This is a genomic window from Acidimicrobiia bacterium (genome assembly GCA_040881685.1).
Taxonomy (GTDB): Bacteria; Actinomycetota; Acidimicrobiia; order IMCC26256; family PALSA-555; genus SHVJ01.
In genome coordinates, this window is the sequence record JBBECS010000015.1 from 96,159 (window position 1) to 112,949 (window position 16,791).

Consider the following 16,791-nt stretch of genomic DNA (forward strand, 5'->3'; position numbering starts at 1 on the left):
CGAGCGAGCCATGGGGCCCGAGCGAGTGCCCGCGCTGCAGGTACCCTGCGGCGCAACGCGCGAGCGAGCCATGGGGCCCGAGCGAGTGCCCGCGCTGCAGGTACCCTGCGGCGCAGCGAGCGAGCCATGGTGACGGACGGGCTGGTTGTCGTCGACAAGCCGGCGGGGTTCACGTCCCATGACGTCGTGGCGAAGCTGCGCAAGGCGTACGGACAGCGGCGCGTTGGTCACGCAGGGACGCTCGATCCCGACGCAACCGGTTTGCTGCTCGTGGGCCTCGGTCGAGCCACGCGTCTGCTGCGCTACCTCCAGGCTGCGGGCAAGGAGTACCGCGCTGATGTGCGCTTCGGCGTGGCCACGAGCACGCTCGATGCGGCCGGTGAGGTGCTGGACCGACAGGAGATGCCGCTCACTCGAGAGCAGGTGGAGAAGGCTGCGACTCATTTCGTGGGAGACATCGAGCAGGTGCCGCCGATGGTGTCGGCGATCAAGGTGGGTGGGCGACGGTTGCACGAGCTCGCACGCCGCGGGGTAGAGGTCGAGCGTGCTCCGCGCCGCGTGCACATCGGCCGCGTGGAAGTGGAGGCGTTCGAGCCAGGTCCGTATCCGCTGGCAACCCTGTTCATCGAGTGTGGGAGCGGCACCTATGTGCGCACGCTCGCGGCCGATCTTGGGACCGCGCTCGGCGGGCTCGCGCACGTCGAGTCCCTTCGACGCCTGCGAACCGGCTCGTTCGGTCTCGACGAGGCACGAACCCTGGAGGCGATCGAGGGTGACCCTTCGGCCGCCGTGCTCCCGCCGCGCGAAGCCGTGCGTGACCTCGAGCCGCTGAAGGTGGACGTGGAGTCGGCACGGGGCATCCGCCATGGCATGACGTTCCCGTCCGGGGCGCTCGGAGAAGCCGGCCCGGGTCCGTTCGCCGTGATCGGTCCGGATGGCGAGCTGCTCGCGGTGTACGAGCGCCGCGGCGGTGGCGTCAAGCCCACCGTCGTGGTCGGACACGAAGAGTCGTGAGCACGGTGCGCGTCGTCAACGATCTCGTCGGGTACACGCCCACGGCTTCGGGTGCTGTCGTGACGATCGGGGCGTACGACGGCGTCCACCTCGGTCATCAAGCGGTCTTGCGTCTCGCGCGCGAGTTGGCAAGTGCGCGTAACCGCGAGGCGGTGTGCCTCACGTTCGATCGCCATCCGGCGGAGGTCGTGCGGCCCGAATCGGCGCCGAAGGTGCTGACTCCGCTCGATCAGAAGCTCGAGCTGCTCGATGCCACCGGCTTTCTCGACACGGTCTGCGTGCTCGCGTTCGACAAGGACCGAAGTCGAGAGCCGGCCGAAGACTTCGTCAGGACCGTGCTCGTCGAGGGTCTCGACGCCCGTTTGGTCGTCGTCGGCGCCGACTTCCACTTCGGGCATCGGCGGCACGGCAACGTTCGACTGCTCGAGCAGATGGGCGCGGAGCTGGGCTTCGAAGTGCTCGGGTTGGGTCTGGTGTCGGTCGAGGGCGATGCCACCGGCTTGCCGTACTCCTCGACGAAGATCCGTGAGCTCCTGGCGGCCGGTGACGTGGCTGCCGCGGCGCAGATGCTCGGGCGTCCTCCTCGCCCGCACGAGGTGCGCGGTCAGGTGGAGCGAGGCGATGCCCGCGGTCGCGAGCTCGGCTTCCCGACGGCGAACGTGGCGGTGCCCGAGAGCGTGTGTCTCCCCGCCGACGGCATCTATGCGGGCACGTTCGTGGCCGAGGATGGTGTCGAGCGTGACGCGGCGATCTCTCTTGGTCGCCGGCCGACCTTCTATGTCGGCGCCAAGGCCTCGCTGCTCGAGGCGTACGTCCTCGACTTCGAGGGTGACCTGTACGGACAGCGCGTCAAGGTGCGCTTCGTGGAGCGCATCCGCGGTGAGGTGCAGTTCGAGTCGGTCGACGCCCTCGTCGCCCAGATGACCCAAGACGTAGATGTCGCCCGCCATCTCCTCGCTACCTAGTTCTGACCGACTTCCTGTGGGGGCCCATGTGTCCAGGGAGCACGGTGCCTGGTACCCTGGCTGGGTTCCGGCCGTCCGGCTGGGCACCTTCCAACGTGAGAAGACTCCAGCAAACGCATGCCCGACAAAGCCGCCACGATCACTGAGCACCGCCGCCACGAGACCGATACGGGCTCGGCAGAGGTCCAGATCGCGCTCGTCACCGAGCGGGTCAACCACCTCACAGAGCACTTGCAGGTCCACGGTAAGGACCATCACTCGCGTCGTGGGTTGCTCATGTTGGTGGGGCAGCGTCGTCGGATGCTCGACTATCTCCGACACAACGACGTCGAGCGATATCGAGCCTTGATCGCAAAGCTGGGGCTTCGGCGGTAATACCTCGGGGAGCGGAGCGTCCGCTCCCCGTCTCGCGAGACGAGAGCACGCGAGCGGCGTCGGTTGTCAGTCGCCAGTGCCCGGGTTCGACCACCGAGTCGAGCCCGGACCCTGCCAACTGGGAACCGCCGCTCTCGCCACAGATGAGAGGAGCGGCATCCCATGCCCAATTCCAACGGGTCTGGCGCCATCCGAGTTTCCGGCGCAGTCAACGCGGCCGGCAAGGCCATGTCCTTCGAGACGGGCAAGCTCGCCCAGCTGGCCGACGGCGCCGTCGTCGTGCAACTCGGTGAGACCACCCTGCTCACGACGGTCGTCACGTCCAAGCCCCGCGAGGGCATCGACTTCTTCCCGCTGACGGTCGACGTCGAAGAGCGCATGTACGCCGCGGGCAAGATCCCCGGCTCGTTCTTCCGGCGTGAAGGACGCCCGGGCGAGCAGGCCGTGCTCACGTGCCGCCTCACCGACCGGCCGCTGCGCCCCTCGTTCCCCGAGGGGTTCCGCAACGAGGTGCAGGTGATCTCCACGATCCTCGGCGCCGACCTCGAGAACCCGCACGACATCGCGTCCATCAACGGCGCGTCCGCCGCGCTCATGGTGTCGGGCATCCCGTTCAACGGACCGATCGGCGCGGTGCGCATCGCGCAGGTGAACGGCGAGTGGATCGCACACCCCACCTATCAAGAGGGCGACGAGTCCACGTTCGAGATGGTGGTCGCCGGGCGAGAGCTGCCCGACGGCGACGTCGCCATCATGATGGTCGAGGCGGGTGGCACCGACGCCACGTGGAAGCTCTACGAGGGCGGCGCACCCAAGGTCACCGAAGAGGTGATCACCGAGGGTCTCGAAGCGTCGAAGGAGTGGATCAAGGCGTCCATCGGCCTCCAGAACCAGCTCGTGAAGGACTACGTCGCGGCGCGCGGTCCGATCACACCGGTGCCGTTCGAGCCGAGCGTCGACTACCAGCCCGACGCGCAGGCGGCCGTCGAGAAGGCGGCACACGCGGGGTGTTCTGACGCGATGAAGATCGCCGACAAGCACGACCGCAACACGACGCTCGACGAAATCGAGAAGTCGCTCCTCGCCGACCTCGTGGGCACCGCCGACGCGCCGGGCGAGTTCGCCGGTCGCGCGGGCGAGGTGACGAAGGCGTTCCGGTCGCTGCAGAAGCAGATCGTGCGCACCCGCATCGTCGACGAGGGTGTGCGCATCGACGGGCGGGGTACGGCCGACCTCCGGCCGATCTCGTCCGAGGTGGGCATCATTCCGACGTCGCACGGCGACGGGCTCTTCCAACGGGGTGAGACCCAGGTCCTCAGCGTGGCCACGCTCGGGATGCCCCGCATGGAGCAGATGCTCGACACGATCGGTATCGACGACCGCAAGCGCTACATGCACCACTACAACTTCCCTCCGTTCTCCACGGGTGAGACGGGTCGAGTGGGTTCACCGAAGCGCCGCGAGATCGGTCACGGTGCGCTTGCCGAGCGGGCGATCGTGCCGGTGCTCCCGAGCGCCGAAGAGTGGGCGTACACGATGCGCGTCGTCTCCGACGTGCTCGCGTCGAACGGGTCCACGTCGATGGCGTCGGTCTGTGGGTCGACGCTCTCGTTGATGGACGGCGGGGTGCCGATCAAGGCACCGGTCGCCGGCATCGCGATGGGTCTCGTGCTCCACGACGGCAAGTACGTCACGCTCACCGACATCCTCGGCACCGAGGACGCGTTCGGCGACATGGACTTCAAGGTCGCGGGCACGCGTGAATTCGTGACGGCGCTCCAGCTCGACACGAAGATCGACGGCCTCCCGGCCGACGTGCTCTCCAAGGCGCTCACCCAGGCCAAGGAAGCACGGTTGAAGATCCTCGACGTGATGGCCGACGCGATCAGCGAGCCGCGTTCCGACGTGCGCCCGGCGGCACCGAAGATCATCAGCTTCGAGATCCCGATGGACAAGATCGGCGAGGTGATCGGCCCCAAGGGGAAGGTCATCAACACGATCACCCAGGAGACGGGCGCCGACGTGTCGGTCAGCGACGATGGTGTCGCCGGCCGCGTGTCGATCGGCTCGCGAGACGGGCTGGCCGTCGAGGAGGCGAAGCGGCGCATCGAGCTCATCCTCGACCCGCCGACCGCCGAGCTCGGGGCCAACTACACGGGGCGTGTCGTCAACATCACGAAGTTCGGTGCGTTCGTGAACGTCCTTCCGGGGCGTGACGGCCTGCTGCACATCTCGAAGCTCGGTGGCGGGACGCGGATCGACCGCGTGGAAGACGTGCTGAACCTCGGCGACGAGGTCGAGGTGCGCGTCGACGACATCGACAATTCCGGCAAGCTCTCGTTGAGCCTCGTCGGTGCTGAAGGTGAAGGCGACGGAGGCGATGCGCCGGCGAGTGGGTCCGATGGGGATGACCGCCCGCCGCGGCGCGAGCGCACCCCCCGGCCGCGCGGCGACGACGGTGACTCGGGCGGTAACGGTGAGTCCCGCGAGCGCACGGCGTCGGCGGTCAAGGCCCCTTCGTTCGAGGACCAATGGGAATCGCAGGCCAAGGAAGAGTTCGGTGACCTCGGCCCGTCGGAAGCAGCCCGTACGGGCGGTGGCGGTGCACCTCGTCGTGGCGGCAGCGGTGGCGGCGGTGGCCGCAGTCGAGGCGGGCGCGGCGGCCGGCGTTAGCCGCCGGGAACCCCCCTCGATGAGTGTGGTTTCCGAGCCGGTGAGCATCTGATGGCTGGAGCGCCCGCGAACGCGGCGATTCTGCGCACGCGTCTTCCTTCGGGAGCGCGAGTCGTGACCGAGTCGATGCCGTCGCTGCGTTCGGTCGCCGTCGGGTTTTGGGTCGGCACCGGTTCGCGTGACGAGCCAGCCGAGCTCGCGGGCGCGAGCCACTTCCTGGAGCACCTGCTGTTCAAGGGAACCGACGCGCGCACGGCAACGGAGATCGCTGAGTCCGTGGAGTCAGTCGGCGGCGACATGAACGCCTTCACGACGCAAGAGCTCACCGCGTTCTATGTGCGGGTTCCCGATGAGTGCCTCCCCCTCGCGATCGAGATCCTCTCCGACATCGTTTGGACACCGGCGCTTCGCGCCGAAGACGTCGATGCCGAGCGGCAGGTGATCCTCGAAGAGATCCGGATGCGCGACGACGCGCCCGAAGATCTGGTCCACGACGTGTTCGCCGATGCCATCTTCCCGGGTCACCCGATCGGTCGCGAGGTCATCGGATCGCCTACCACGATCAACGCGATGGGGTCGGTCGACATCGGTACGTTTCACCAGCGCCACTACCACCCCAGCAACGTGGTGGTCGCGGCCGCGGGCAACCTCGATCACGACTACGTCGTCGAGCTCGTGGAGAAGGGCCTCAACGGCGCGACGGGCGACCGCCCACCGCGCGAGATGTACGCAGGTGAGCCGGCGCCGCGACCGCTCGCCGTTCTCGAACGGCCGACCGAGCAGGCGCACGTCGTGCTCGGCATGCGATCGCTTCCTCGGGCTGACCCCGATCGCTACGCGCTCACGGTGCTGAACCAGACGCTTGGTGGCGGCATGTCGTCGCGGCTGTTCCAGGAAGTGCGGGAGCGACGTGGCCTCGCGTATTCCGTCTACTCCTTTCGCGCCGCCTTCGAGGAGACCGGCGCGTTCGCGGTGTCCGCCGGCACTGCACCCGAACGGCTCCCCGAGCTGCTTGGCGTGATCGACGCCGAGCTCGCGCGGGTGGTCGCCGATGGCGGCATCTCCGACCGCGAGCTCGACGCGGCCAAGGGCCACCTGCGCGGATCGCTGGCCTTGTCGCTCGAGAGCTCGGCGAGCCGGATGCACCGACTGGGCAGGAGCGAGCTGACGATGGGGGAGGTCCCGTCGCTCGACGAGGTGGTCGCCGATGTCGAGGCCGTCGGCGCCGAAGACGTGGCCCGCGTCGTCGAGCGCGTCGTGGCCACCGACAAGCGCACGCTCGCGGTGGTGGGCCCGGTCGACGAATCGCAGCTCACCCGGCACACGTAAGCCCCGGCCCGACGCGGGCACCTGAGGCGCGGGACCGCCGAAATGGGTCTAGAAAGTGCAAGGACCGGCCGGTCTCCGAACGCTCTCGGCGGACAGGGAGGGCCGTGACTTGAAGAGGCGGGTTGGGCAGCGGGGGGCGAGCGAGCGGACCGATACCCTGCGAACGTGATCCGCGTGGGTGTGTTCGGTGCCGGTGGGCGCATGGGCTCAACCGTCTGTGGCGCCGTCGCCGCCGACCCCCAGCTGGAGCTGGTGGCCGCGGTCGATCCGTACCACGAGGGCATCGACCTCCATCAGCTCGGAGTGTCCGATACCGGATTGACAGTTGCGCGCAAGGCTGATGCGTTTGCGGACGCGGGCGTCGACGTTGCGGTCGACTTCACGGTCATCGATGCCGCACGCGAGAACATCGCATGGTGCGCCGAGCACGGTGTGCACGCGGTCGTCGGAACCACCGGTTTCACAGAGACGGAGATCGACGATCTACGCATGAAGTTGCTCGACGGCGCAGCCAACGCGGTCATCGTCCCCAACTTCGCGATCGGCGCCGTGCTCATGATGCGATTCGCTGAGCTCGCGGCGCCGTACTTCGAGACGGCAGAGATCATCGAGCTCCACCACGACGAGAAGGTGGACGCGCCGTCGGGCACCGCAATGCTCACGGCGCAGCGCATGGCCCAAGCGTCGGACACGTGGGGACAGGATCCGACCGAGAAGGTCGTGCTCGAAGGTGCGCGAGGCGGTGAGGGTCCTGGAGGGATCCGGGTTCACTCCGTGCGTCTCCGCGGCCTGGTTGCTCACCAAGAGGTTGTGCTCGGCACCACCGGCCAGTCGCTGTCGATTCGCCACGACTCCTACGAGCGCACCTCGTTCATGCCCGGGGTGCTCCTCGCGATCCGCGCGGTGCGCGAGCGTCCGGGCTTGACCGTGGGCCTCGACGCACTGCTCGGCCTCTGACGCCTTCGGCTACTGCCAAGTAGGGTCGCCCGCCGTGGGGGGTGAAAATTCCGCACCGCTTCTGGCGGTGCGGAATCTCGAGGTCGTGTACGGCGGCACGATCACGGTCCTGCGCGGGGTGAGCCTGGACGTTCCCCGAGGAGAGGTCGTCGCGCTGCTGGGAGCGAACGGCGCGGGCAAGACGACGCTCCTGCGCGCGGTGTCAGGGCTCCTTGCGGTGCATTCCGGGCGAGCAGAGCGCGGCACGATCGAGCTCGACGGCGAGTCGATCCTCGGTGAGCCGACGCCCGACATCGTGCGGCGAGGACTCGCGCAGGTGATGGAGGGGCGGCGGATCTTCGCCGAGCTCAGCGTCGACGAGAACCTCAAAGCAGGCGCGTTCACGAGGCACGATCGCGACGGCATCCGCGACACGTACGCGCACGTGCTCGAGATGTTCCCGGTCCTAGCCACGCGCCGGCGTGATGTCGCGGGGTACCTCTCGGGTGGCGAGCAACAGATGCTCGCAATGGGTCGGGCCCTCATGGCCAAGCCGCGCCTGCTGCTCCTCGACGAGCCGTCGCTCGGACTCGCGCCGTTGATCCAGCAGCAGATCCGCGATATCGTCGCGGCGATCGCCGCGGAGGGCGTCAGCGTGCTGCTCGTGGAGCAGAACGCGATGCTCGCGCTCTCCGTTGCCAGCCGCGGCTACGTGCTCGAGAGTGGCCAGGTCGTACGCGAGGGGCCAGGCCAGGAGCTGCTCGAGGACGAGGAGATCCGGGCCGCGTACCTGGGCATGGGGGAGCACGGCCGTCGTTCGTTCAAGGACCTCAAGACGTATCGGCGGCGGCGGCGGTGGTCGGCATGACGGGCATCATGCACAAGCCGCGCTACGACGGTCCGCTCCTCCAAGTCTCCGACGTCAGCCTGTCGTTCGGCGGGGTCAGCGCGCTCCGAGGTGTGAACTTCGACGTCAACGAAGGTGAGCTCTTCGCGATCATCGGCCCGAACGGCGCGGGCAAGACCTCGATCTTCAACTGTCTCAGCGGGGTCTATCGGCCGCAGATCGGCACCATCCGCTTCCAGGGTGAGGAGCTTGTCGGTGAGCGGCCGCCCGCGATCGCACAGATGGGGATGGGACGCACCTTTCAGAACCTCGGCTTGTTCGTGAACCTCAACGTCATCGACAACCTGATGCTGGGCCGCCACATCAGGATGCGCACCGGCTTCATCGCCGGGATGCTCTGGCTCGGCCGCGCGCGCAATGAAGAGGTCGCGAACCGGCGACGCGTCGAGGAGATCATGGAGTTCCTCGCGCTCCAGGAGTACCGGTACGAGCCCGTCGGAACTCTGCCGTACGGAGTCCAGAAGCGCATCGAGCTCGGTCGCGCGCTCGCGATGGATCCCGTGCTGCTCCTGCTCGACGAGCCGGTCGCAGGCATGAACCTCGAGGAGACCGAGGACATGGCGCGCTTCATCCTGGAGATCCGCCGCCAGCTCGACATGGCGATGATCCTCGTGGAGCACGACATGCCGCTGGTGATGGAGCTGGCGGAGCGCGTCTTGGTGCTCGACTTCGGTGAGCCGATCGCGCTCGGCCTCCCCGAGGACGTGCAGAAGGACCCGCGCGTCATCGAGGCCTATCTGGGGGCCGAAGCGTGAGCACGGTGACGGAGCCGATCCCGGCTGGCGCCGAAGTCGTTGCCGAGCCGACTTCACTGCCTGGGTGGCTCCTGCGCCAGGCCGAGACCCGACCCAAAGCCGTCGCGCTTCGCGTCAAGGAGCTCGGCCGGTGGCTCGAGATCAGTTGGGCGGAGTACGCCGGCCGCGTCGCGAGCGTCGGTCGTGCACTCGTGCACCAAGGCGTGGGGACGGGTGATCGCGTCGCGATTGTCAGCGACAACCGCGTGGAGTGGTTGCTGACCGACCTCGCCGTGCAGGGGCTGGGCGCGGTCAGCGTCGGGTTGTTCGAGACGAGTGACGCAGCAGAGCTCGCTTCGCTGATCGAGCGCGCAGGCGTCACGGTCGCCATTGTCGAGAACGAGGAGCAGTTCGACAAGCTGGTGGAAGTCGCCGACCGCGTCGCGCTCCGCCACCTGGTCATCATCGACCCGCGCGGCATCCAGCGCCTCGAGGGTCCGGCGAGCAGCTTCGAGGCCTTGGAGGCGCTCGGGAACCCCGAGGCCGTGCAGCTGCGGGCGGGCGATGTGCGCTCCTGGCAGACACTCGTGGGCGCGCTCGATCCCGATGCGGTCGCGACCATCGTCTTCACTCCGGGCACCTGTGGCGATTCCAAAGGCGTGCAGCTCACGCACGCCAACCTCGTGAGCGCCGCGAACGCGGGGGTCGACGCACTCGGTCTGCGCGCGGACGACGAGATCGTGTCGTCATTGCCCTTGTGCGACATCTCTGAGCGCATACTCATCGTCGCTCACGCGGTTCGTGCCGGCGCCACCGTCAACTTCGGCGAAGGTGGTCCAGCGCTCGTGAACGACCTGCGCGAGGTGCAGCCCACGGTGGTGCAGGGCACGCCGCGCCTCTGGGAACGCCTGCGCGGAACGGTCGAGACCGGACTCCGGGTCGCGGGGCACATCAAGCGCACTGCGACACGTATGGCCGGCGGCGACGGTCAGTCGTCGAGTGGTGCGGTGGCGAACGCACTCGTGATGCGACCGCTGCGAAAGCGCCTGGGGCTGGGGCGTACGCGCGTGGCGTTGAGCGTCGGCGACTCGGCGCCACCCGAGCTGGTCGGGTGGTGGCAGTCGGTCGGGGTTCCGCTGCGCGCCACCTATGCCCTTTGCGAGACGGCCGGCGTGGCGACCCTCGCGTCAGCTGGGCAAGAAGCCGCAGGAACAGCGGGAGGAGCGGTCCCCGGGGTGGAGCTGCGCATCGATGGAGCGGGTGCTGATGGCGAAGTGCTCGTGCGGGGCCCAGTGGTGTTCGCGGGGTACATCGACAGCAAAAGCGCGCCCGCCGCGACGCGCGACGCCGAGGGTTGGCTGCACACCGGCGACCTGGGAGCTCTCGCGGGAGACGGTGCGCTCACGATCGCAGGGCGCGCGAGTGACCGCGTCTCCACGTCGACAGGTCACAACGTCGACCCGCGTGTCATCGAGCTGCGCCTCGAAGCGTCGCCGCACGTACGGAGCGCGATCATCGTCGGCGACGGCCGACCGCACCTCGGAGCGTTGCTCGCGATCGACGGTGTGGTTGTGGGTGACTGGGCTGCGGCGCATGGTGTGCCGTACACGACGTACCGCACGCTGACCGAGCGACCTGAGGTCCGTGAGCTGCTGAGCCGCGTCGTCGACGAAGCGAATGCGGCACTCGTCGACGCCGACCAAGTTGGATGCTTCGGCCTGTTGTCGCAAGAGCTCGATGTGGAGGACGGCACCCTCACGCCCACGCTCAAGGTGCGGCGTAAGGCCGCGGCCGAGCGGCACGCCGAGCTCGTGGACGCGATGTACGGATCCGATCGGGGAGGCCAGTCGCCGTGACGAAGTTCTTGCAGCTGCTCGCTTCGGGAGCCGCGCTCGGCGCCATCTACGCGCTCGTGTGCCTCGGCTTCGTGGTCATCTTCCGCGCGACTGGCGTCATCAACTTCGCTCAAGCGGGCCTCGTCGTGGTCGGCGCGTTCTTTGTGTACAACGCCACTTTCACCTGGGGCCTGAGCTTCTGGGTCGCACTACTCCTGGGGATCCTGTTCGGCGCCGCGCTCGGGATCGTCATCGAGCGCCTTGTGCTCCGCAGGATGGTGGGGCAACCGCTCCATGCGATTTTGCTCGTTACCGTCGGCGTGCTCCTCCTCGTCGAACCGATCGTCACCACGATCTGGCGAACGCCGCAGTCGAGCATCGAGACGCCGTTCAAGATCTTGCCTCTCGACGATGACTGGAGTGTGAGGATCAATCAGATCGACGTGGCGGCGATCGTGATCGCCGCCGTGGTGCTCCTGTCGTTCTTCCTTTTCTTCCAGAAGACCAAGTACGGCGTGGCCATGCGCGCCACTGCGGTCGACCAGGAAGCCGCGCTCATGCAGGGCATCAATGTCAACGGCATCGTCGCCCTGTCGTGGGCCATCGCCGGGGTGGTCGCGGTGCTCGGTGGTGCGATGCTCGGTGCCAACGCCGGGCCCAAGACCGGCCTGAGCGTCGGGATCGGGATCATTGCCTTGAAGGCGCTTCCTGCGATGGTCCTGGGAGGCCTCGACTCGCCCGGGGGGGCGGTCGTCGGCGGCCTCGTGATCGGCATCGCGGAGCTCATGACGAAGGGTTACGCCCCGGATTGGATTGAGGGCGGCTTCGACCAGGTGCTGCCGTGGATCCTCATGCTCGTCGTCCTGCTCGTCCGGCCCTACGGGCTGTTCGGCACTCGTCAGGTGCAACGCCTGTGAGCCGCGCGCGCGGGATGCTGCGCAACTACGCCCAGGACGTGCGCCTCGTGCGCTCGCCGAAGGGGTTCATTGGCGTGGCTGCTCTCGTCGTGCTGTTCCTGGGCCTTCCGCTGTTCGTGAACGACTCGTGGGCCAACATCTTCGTGATCGCCGGGTACTCCGCGATCGCCGCGCTCGGGCTGAACCTGCTGACGGGGTATACCGGGCTGCCGTCGCTCGGCACCGCCGGCTTCATCGCGCTCGGAGCGTTCTGCGCGAGCTACCTCGGGCGGCCCGAAGACGCACTGCCGCCCGGTGGGCTCGACTGGGCGTTCTGGAAGTACGCCCTTGCCGCGCTCGCGATCGGCGCCGGCGTCGGCTTCGTCGTCGGGCTCCCGGCCCTCCGCCTGCGCGGTGTGTACCTCAGCATCGCCACGCTCGCGATCGTGTTCGTCACGCTGTACGTGCTCAAGAGCTGGGAAACCGTGTCGGGCGGCAACTCGGGCGCGTCGATGCCCATCGAGGTACGGCTCTTCGGCTTGGACTTCGCCGATCTCGGTGGCGACGACGACATCTTCCTGGGGGATCTTCCGTTTCGAAAGGGCGCGGAGCTGTTCAGTCGCAACCACGGGCTGATGTACCTCATCTGGGGCTTCGTGGCCGTCGCCGCGCTGCTGTGCAAGAACATCGTCCGCTCTCGTCCCGGGCGCGCGCTCCAAGCGGTTCGCGATCGCGACGTCGCGGCCGCCGTCGTGGGTGTGAGCCTCTTCCGAGCCAAGGTTGGCGCGTTCGTGATCTCGAGCGCGCTCGCCACGCTCGCCGGTGTGTTCTACGGGCTCTACATCCAATACGCGGTGGCCGACGAGGCCGCGTTCGGGCTTCCCCTGTCGATCCAGTTCCTGGCGATCATCGTGGTCGGTGGCATCGGCACCACCTACGGCCCGATCATCGGCGCACTGCTCATCGCCACGATTCCCAAGTTCATCGGGTTCCTCTCCGACCTCCCGCTCATCAAGGAGATCTTCACCGAGACGCCCGGCGAGGTCGGGTTCTCCGAGGGGAACTTCGCCGCGGTCCTGTACGCCTTGCTGATCATCGTCGGGCTGATCACGCAGCCCCATGGCCTGGCGGGTATTTCGCGGCGAATTGGGGGATACTTCCGGTCCTGGCCGCTGGCCCGGTAAAGCACCCCGCCAGCAGCACACGAACACAGGGGGAGATGGATGCGAACTCCGAGTCCGAGGAAGTTCCTGACCGGCGTGCTCGCCGTAGCCATGGTGGCTGCGTTCGCCGGACCAGCAGGGGCTGGCGGGAAGGCACCCGCGGAGACCGCCGGCTTCGACGGCGACACGATCAACCTGGGTGTCATCACGCCGCTGTCCGGGCGCGTGAGCATCATCGCCAACCCGCTCACCGCCGGCAACCAGATGTGGTGGGACCACTACAACGAGGAAGAAGGCGGCATCGCCGGCAAGTACAAGGTGGAGCTGCTGAAGGAAGACAGCGCGTACGCAGCGCCGACTGCCGTGCAGGCGTACGACAAGCTCAAGGGCGATGTTGTCGCGTTCCAGCAGATCCTCGGCACGCAGATCACCCAGGCGCTGTTGCCCAAGATGCAGGCCGACCAGGCCGTGGCTGCGCCCGCGACGCTCGACGCGACGTGGGTGCACAACCCGAACCTGGTGCCGGTCGGTGCGCCGTACCAAGTCGAGGCGATCAACGCGCTCGACTACTACGTGAACAACGGCGGCAAGGGCACCAAGGTCTGCGCCCTCGCGCAGGACGACGAGTTCGGTGAGGCCGGTCTCGAGGGGCTCGCGGCGGCCAAGAAGGCGCTGAAGCTCAAGACAGGACCGTCGCCCCGATTCAAGACGGGCGAGGACCTCACCGCGCAGATCCAGGAGCTGGTCGACGCCGAATGCGACGCGACACTGGTCGTCGCTACGGCGGCCGACGCCAGCGCGATCATGACGACCTCGGTCTCGCTCAACTTCGAGACGCGGTACATCGCGTTGGCTCCGTTCTGGCTCCCGCTGCTCGCCGGTTCGCCGAACATCGCCGACTACCTGGTGGAGCACCTGTGGGTCTCCGCAGGCCAGTTCGTGGCGTGGGGCGACTCGACCATCCCGGGGATGGACACAGCTATCGAGCGGCAAGAGACGTACGCGCCCGACCAGGCGCCTGACCCGTACTTCATCTTCGGGTACCTCCAAGGCCAGGCCATGGCCCAGGTGCTCGAGAAGGCGGTCAAGAACGGCGACCTGAGTCGTGCCGGCGTGCTGAAGGCTGTGAGCCAGGTCAAGAAGCTCACGTTCGACGGCCTCGACGAGGACTACAAGTACGGCGCAGCCGCGAAGCGGAACCCGCCTCGCGCGACTGCGGTGCTCGAGATCGACCCGGCCGGCGTCGTCGGCCTTGCGATCCTGGGTCCGCAAACCGCGTCGAAGGCTGCGGAGAAGTACAAGATCAAGTAGCAAGCGCTGCTCGATTGGGATTCACACCGGGCCCGCTCCGCCACCACGGGGAGCGGGCCCGGTCGCGTCCGGGGCCGTAGCGTTCGTGGCGATGGCGTCCCGCGCGGATCCGAAGGAGCGAGTGTTGGCCGGCACCTACGACTGCGCGGCCCGGTTCGGTCTCGGCAAGACCACGGTCGACGACGTCGCGCGCGCCTCGGGCGTCTCGCGGGCCACGATCTACCGCCTGTTCCCGGGCGGGCGCGACCAGATCCTGCGCGAGACGGTCGGTTGGGAGATGAACCACTTCTTCGTACGCCTGGCCGAGGCGGTGGCCGATGCGCCCGATTTCGCGACCCGGCTCGAGCGTGCGCTGGCGTTCGCTCGTCAGGCGGTGCTGGAGCATGCGGTGCTCCAGAAGGTCCTCGCTGCGGAGCCGGACGTGCTGCTCCCGCTCCTCACGCTCGAGCAGCACCGGGTGCTCGGCTACATCCGCGACTACCTGGGCCCACTGCTCCGAGCCGAGCAGGATGCCGGGCGGCTCGTCCTCGGCATCGACCTCGACGCGGCAGCCGACCACGTGGCCCGGCTCCTCCTGTCGCTCATCGGCACGCCCGGGCGCTGGGATCTCGCCGATCCCGCGCAGGTGAGGAACCTCGTGCGTCATGAGCTCCTAGGTGGCATCGTTGTCCCGGTGGACGCCGCTGAGTGAGGGGTGACCCGGAACGCGCGGGCTCATTCAGACAGTCAGGGGCGGTGGCGGGACAACCAGACCACACCGGGCGCACCCCGCGCCCCTCGAGAGGAGTCAACCGGTATGGGCATGTTCAAGGACATCAAGAAGCTCTCGGATCAGGGCAAGGAAGCCCAGAAGGCCCAGGGCAAGCGCACCGGCATGATCGGGATGATGAAGGACATGCCCGACCAGCTGCACCAGGCCACCGAGGCCATCGATGACGCGATGGCGCTTCAGGCCGACATGGCCAAGCAGCAGGCGCTGCTCGCCACCGGCACGCCTGGCACGGCCACGATCAAGGGCTTCACCGACACCGGCGTGCAGGTGAACTTCAACCCGCAGGTCGTGCTCGACGTGTCGGTCGAGGTCGAGGGCAAGGGTGCGTACGACGCGAAAGTCACCACGTCGGTGCCGCAGATGCACATCCCGCTCGTGCAGCCCGGCAACAAGATCGGCGTGAAGGTCGACCCGGCCGATCAGAACAACCTCGCAATCGACTGGACCCGCCCCCAAGGCTGATCCAACTTTCCGCTCTCCGCCCGGTGGGCGGGGCCGCTCAGGCCCCGCTCGCTGCGGCGCAGGGTACCTGCGCCGCTCACGCTCGCTCCTCTGTCAGGGCGTAGGGGGGCGCGGGGTCGTACTCGATGACGCGCTGCACGGCCCGGGCGTGGTCGATGTCGTACATCTGGCCGACGAGCCACAGCGACATGTCGATGCCGGCCGACACGCCGGCCGCCGTGACCACGTTGCCGTCGCGCACGTACCGCTCGTCATCGACCACGGTCAGATCGGGTTGCTCGCGCAGCGTGTCGACGTAGGCCCAATGCGTCGTGACTCGGCGACCCGCGAGGAGCCCGGCTGAGTTCAGCAGGATTGCACCGGTGCACACGCTGGTGACCCACGTGCAGTCGGCCGCGACCTTCTTGATCCAGTCGATGTGAGCGGCATCGTCGGCCAGCTTCCGCGTCCCCATCCCACCAGGCACGACGAGCACGTCGAGCGCCGGCGCGTCGGAGAAGCCATGGTCGGGGACCACCTTCAGTCCGTTGAACCCAGTGATCGGATCGGCGGTGACCGCGATCGTCACGACGTCGTCGCCCTCCTTCTTGGCGGTCGTGAAGACCTCGAAGGGCCCGGCGAAGTCGAGCTCTTCCACACCGTCGAACAGCAAGATCCCGGTTGTGAGCGGCCTCACGCACTCTCCTTCGTGGCTCGGCCGACCCTAGGCATCGCGCTCGTCTCCCTGACCCAAATTGTGCCCCGGACCACGTTGACATTGAGACGCTTTCGGTCCTATCGTCTCAGGTCATGACCGTGCTGGCCGATCCGGTCGCTCCGTCCGTCCCCGGCATCCACGAGCGGGCCGCCGCCGCCACGCTCTCGTGCCTCGCCCGCCACGGCATCTCCAAGACGACGATCGACGACATCGCCCGCGAGGCCGGGTGCTCCCGCGCCACGCTCTACCGGTACTTCGGCGGCAAGGCCGAGCTCGTCCAGACCGTCGTGCGCGCCGAGGCGGCGCGAGTGGCTGGCACGGTCCGCGCGGCTGCCGACACGACAGATACGCTCGAAGACGCAGTCGTCGCGATGTTGCACACCGCGGGGTATGAGCTCGGTGAGCACCCGGCGTTGCGCTTCGTCGCCGACTTCGAACCGGAGCGGCTGCTCCCGCACCTCACGTTCGCCGGCGGCGAGCGATTCCTCGCTCGTGCTGGTGCCGCCATCGCGCCGAGTCTCGAGCGGTTCCTCCCCGGCCGGGCCGAGCGCGCCGCCGAGTGGGTCGCGCGCGTGGGCCTCACGCTCTGGCTGTGCCCCAGCGGGCCTGTCTCGCTCGTCGATCCTGTGTCCCTGCGCGCGTACGTGCGCGCGTTCGTCGTTCCCGCGCTCGACCGAATCCTCCCCGACCCAGCCCTCACCTTCTCCCCGAAGGGGTAGCGC

16 protein-coding genes are annotated in these 16,791 nt (G+C 68.0%); 15 read left to right on the forward strand and 1 reads right to left on the reverse strand.

What is annotated here, in order from left to right:
* Positions 1 to 129: 129 nt before the first annotated feature.
* From truB to WEE69_03990, 14 genes are all read left to right on the forward strand, one after another.
* A complete protein-coding gene (truB, locus tag WEE69_03925; GenBank protein MEX1144437.1) occupies positions 130 to 1,014 on the forward strand; it encodes a tRNA pseudouridine(55) synthase TruB in 885 nt (294 codons plus the stop codon).
* A 5-nt stretch (positions 1,015 to 1,019) separates the two neighbouring features.
* Entirely contained in the window at positions 1,020 to 1,979 is a 960-nt protein-coding gene (locus WEE69_03930; protein ID MEX1144438.1) for a bifunctional riboflavin kinase/FAD synthetase, read from the forward strand.
* Between the two features lie 117 nt (positions 1,980 to 2,096).
* Positions 2,097 to 2,354: a 30S ribosomal protein S15 gene (rpsO, locus tag WEE69_03935; GenBank protein MEX1144439.1), complete on the forward strand. Its 258-nt coding sequence runs from the start codon at positions 2,097 to 2,099 to the stop codon at positions 2,352 to 2,354.
* Between the two features lie 162 nt (positions 2,355 to 2,516).
* Complete coding sequence (locus WEE69_03940) at positions 2,517 to 5,027, forward strand: polyribonucleotide nucleotidyltransferase (protein MEX1144440.1); 2,511 nt, start codon at positions 2,517 to 2,519, stop codon at positions 5,025 to 5,027.
* Positions 5,028 to 5,078: 51 nt separating this feature from the next.
* Positions 5,079 to 6,356, forward strand: a complete 1,278-nt coding sequence (locus WEE69_03945) for a pitrilysin family protein (protein ID MEX1144441.1) — start codon at positions 5,079 to 5,081, stop codon at positions 6,354 to 6,356.
* A 168-nt stretch (positions 6,357 to 6,524) separates the two neighbouring features.
* Positions 6,525 to 7,313, forward strand: a complete 789-nt coding sequence (gene dapB, locus WEE69_03950) for a 4-hydroxy-tetrahydrodipicolinate reductase (protein ID MEX1144442.1) — start codon at positions 6,525 to 6,527, stop codon at positions 7,311 to 7,313.
* A 34-nt stretch (positions 7,314 to 7,347) separates the two neighbouring features.
* The gene (locus WEE69_03955) at positions 7,348 to 8,160 is read left to right on the forward strand and encodes an ABC transporter ATP-binding protein (GenBank protein ID MEX1144443.1); all 813 of its coding nucleotides are present in this window, start codon (positions 7,348 to 7,350) and stop codon (positions 8,158 to 8,160) included.
* The gene (locus tag WEE69_03960; protein ID MEX1144444.1) at positions 8,157 to 8,954 is read left to right on the forward strand and encodes an ABC transporter ATP-binding protein; all 798 of its coding nucleotides are present in this window, start codon (positions 8,157 to 8,159) and stop codon (positions 8,952 to 8,954) included. Before WEE69_03955 ends, WEE69_03960 begins: the two co-directional genes overlap by 4 nt.
* A gap of 5 nt (positions 8,955 to 8,959) precedes the next feature.
* On the forward strand, positions 8,960 to 10,789 hold the full coding sequence (locus WEE69_03965) for an AMP-binding protein (GenBank protein MEX1144445.1): 1,830 nt from the start codon (positions 8,960 to 8,962) through the stop codon (positions 10,787 to 10,789).
* A complete protein-coding gene (locus tag WEE69_03970) occupies positions 10,786 to 11,685 on the forward strand; it encodes a branched-chain amino acid ABC transporter permease (protein ID MEX1144446.1) in 900 nt (299 codons plus the stop codon). Before WEE69_03965 ends, WEE69_03970 begins: the two co-directional genes overlap by 4 nt.
* Positions 11,682 to 12,848: a branched-chain amino acid ABC transporter permease gene (locus WEE69_03975; protein ID MEX1144447.1), complete on the forward strand. Its 1,167-nt coding sequence runs from the start codon at positions 11,682 to 11,684 to the stop codon at positions 12,846 to 12,848. The genes WEE69_03970 and WEE69_03975 overlap by 4 nt, the downstream gene beginning before the upstream one ends.
* 39 nt (positions 12,849 to 12,887) lie before the next feature.
* Positions 12,888 to 14,138 (forward strand): ABC transporter substrate-binding protein, encoded by a 1,251-nt coding sequence (locus WEE69_03980; GenBank protein MEX1144448.1) that lies wholly within the window; start codon positions 12,888 to 12,890, stop codon positions 14,136 to 14,138.
* 91 nt (positions 14,139 to 14,229) lie between these two features.
* A complete protein-coding gene (locus tag WEE69_03985; GenBank protein MEX1144449.1) occupies positions 14,230 to 14,829 on the forward strand; it encodes a TetR/AcrR family transcriptional regulator in 600 nt (199 codons plus the stop codon).
* A gap of 105 nt (positions 14,830 to 14,934) precedes the next feature.
* Entirely contained in the window at positions 14,935 to 15,372 is a 438-nt protein-coding gene (locus WEE69_03990; GenBank protein ID MEX1144450.1) for a hypothetical protein, read from the forward strand.
* 76 nt (positions 15,373 to 15,448) lie between these two features.
* Here the strand turns inward: WEE69_03990 and WEE69_03995 are convergent, their stop codons facing one another.
* Positions 15,449 to 16,048 carry a DJ-1/PfpI family protein gene (locus WEE69_03995; GenBank protein MEX1144451.1) on the reverse strand — a complete coding sequence of 200 codons (600 nt, stop codon included), beginning with the start codon at positions 16,046 to 16,048 and terminating at the stop codon, positions 15,449 to 15,451.
* 113 nt (positions 16,049 to 16,161) lie between these two features.
* On the opposite strand from WEE69_03995, the gene WEE69_04000 reads away from it, so the two are divergent.
* Positions 16,162 to 16,788 (forward strand): TetR/AcrR family transcriptional regulator, encoded by a 627-nt coding sequence (locus WEE69_04000; GenBank protein MEX1144452.1) that lies wholly within the window; start codon positions 16,162 to 16,164, stop codon positions 16,786 to 16,788.
* Positions 16,789 to 16,791: the final 3 nt, after the last annotated feature.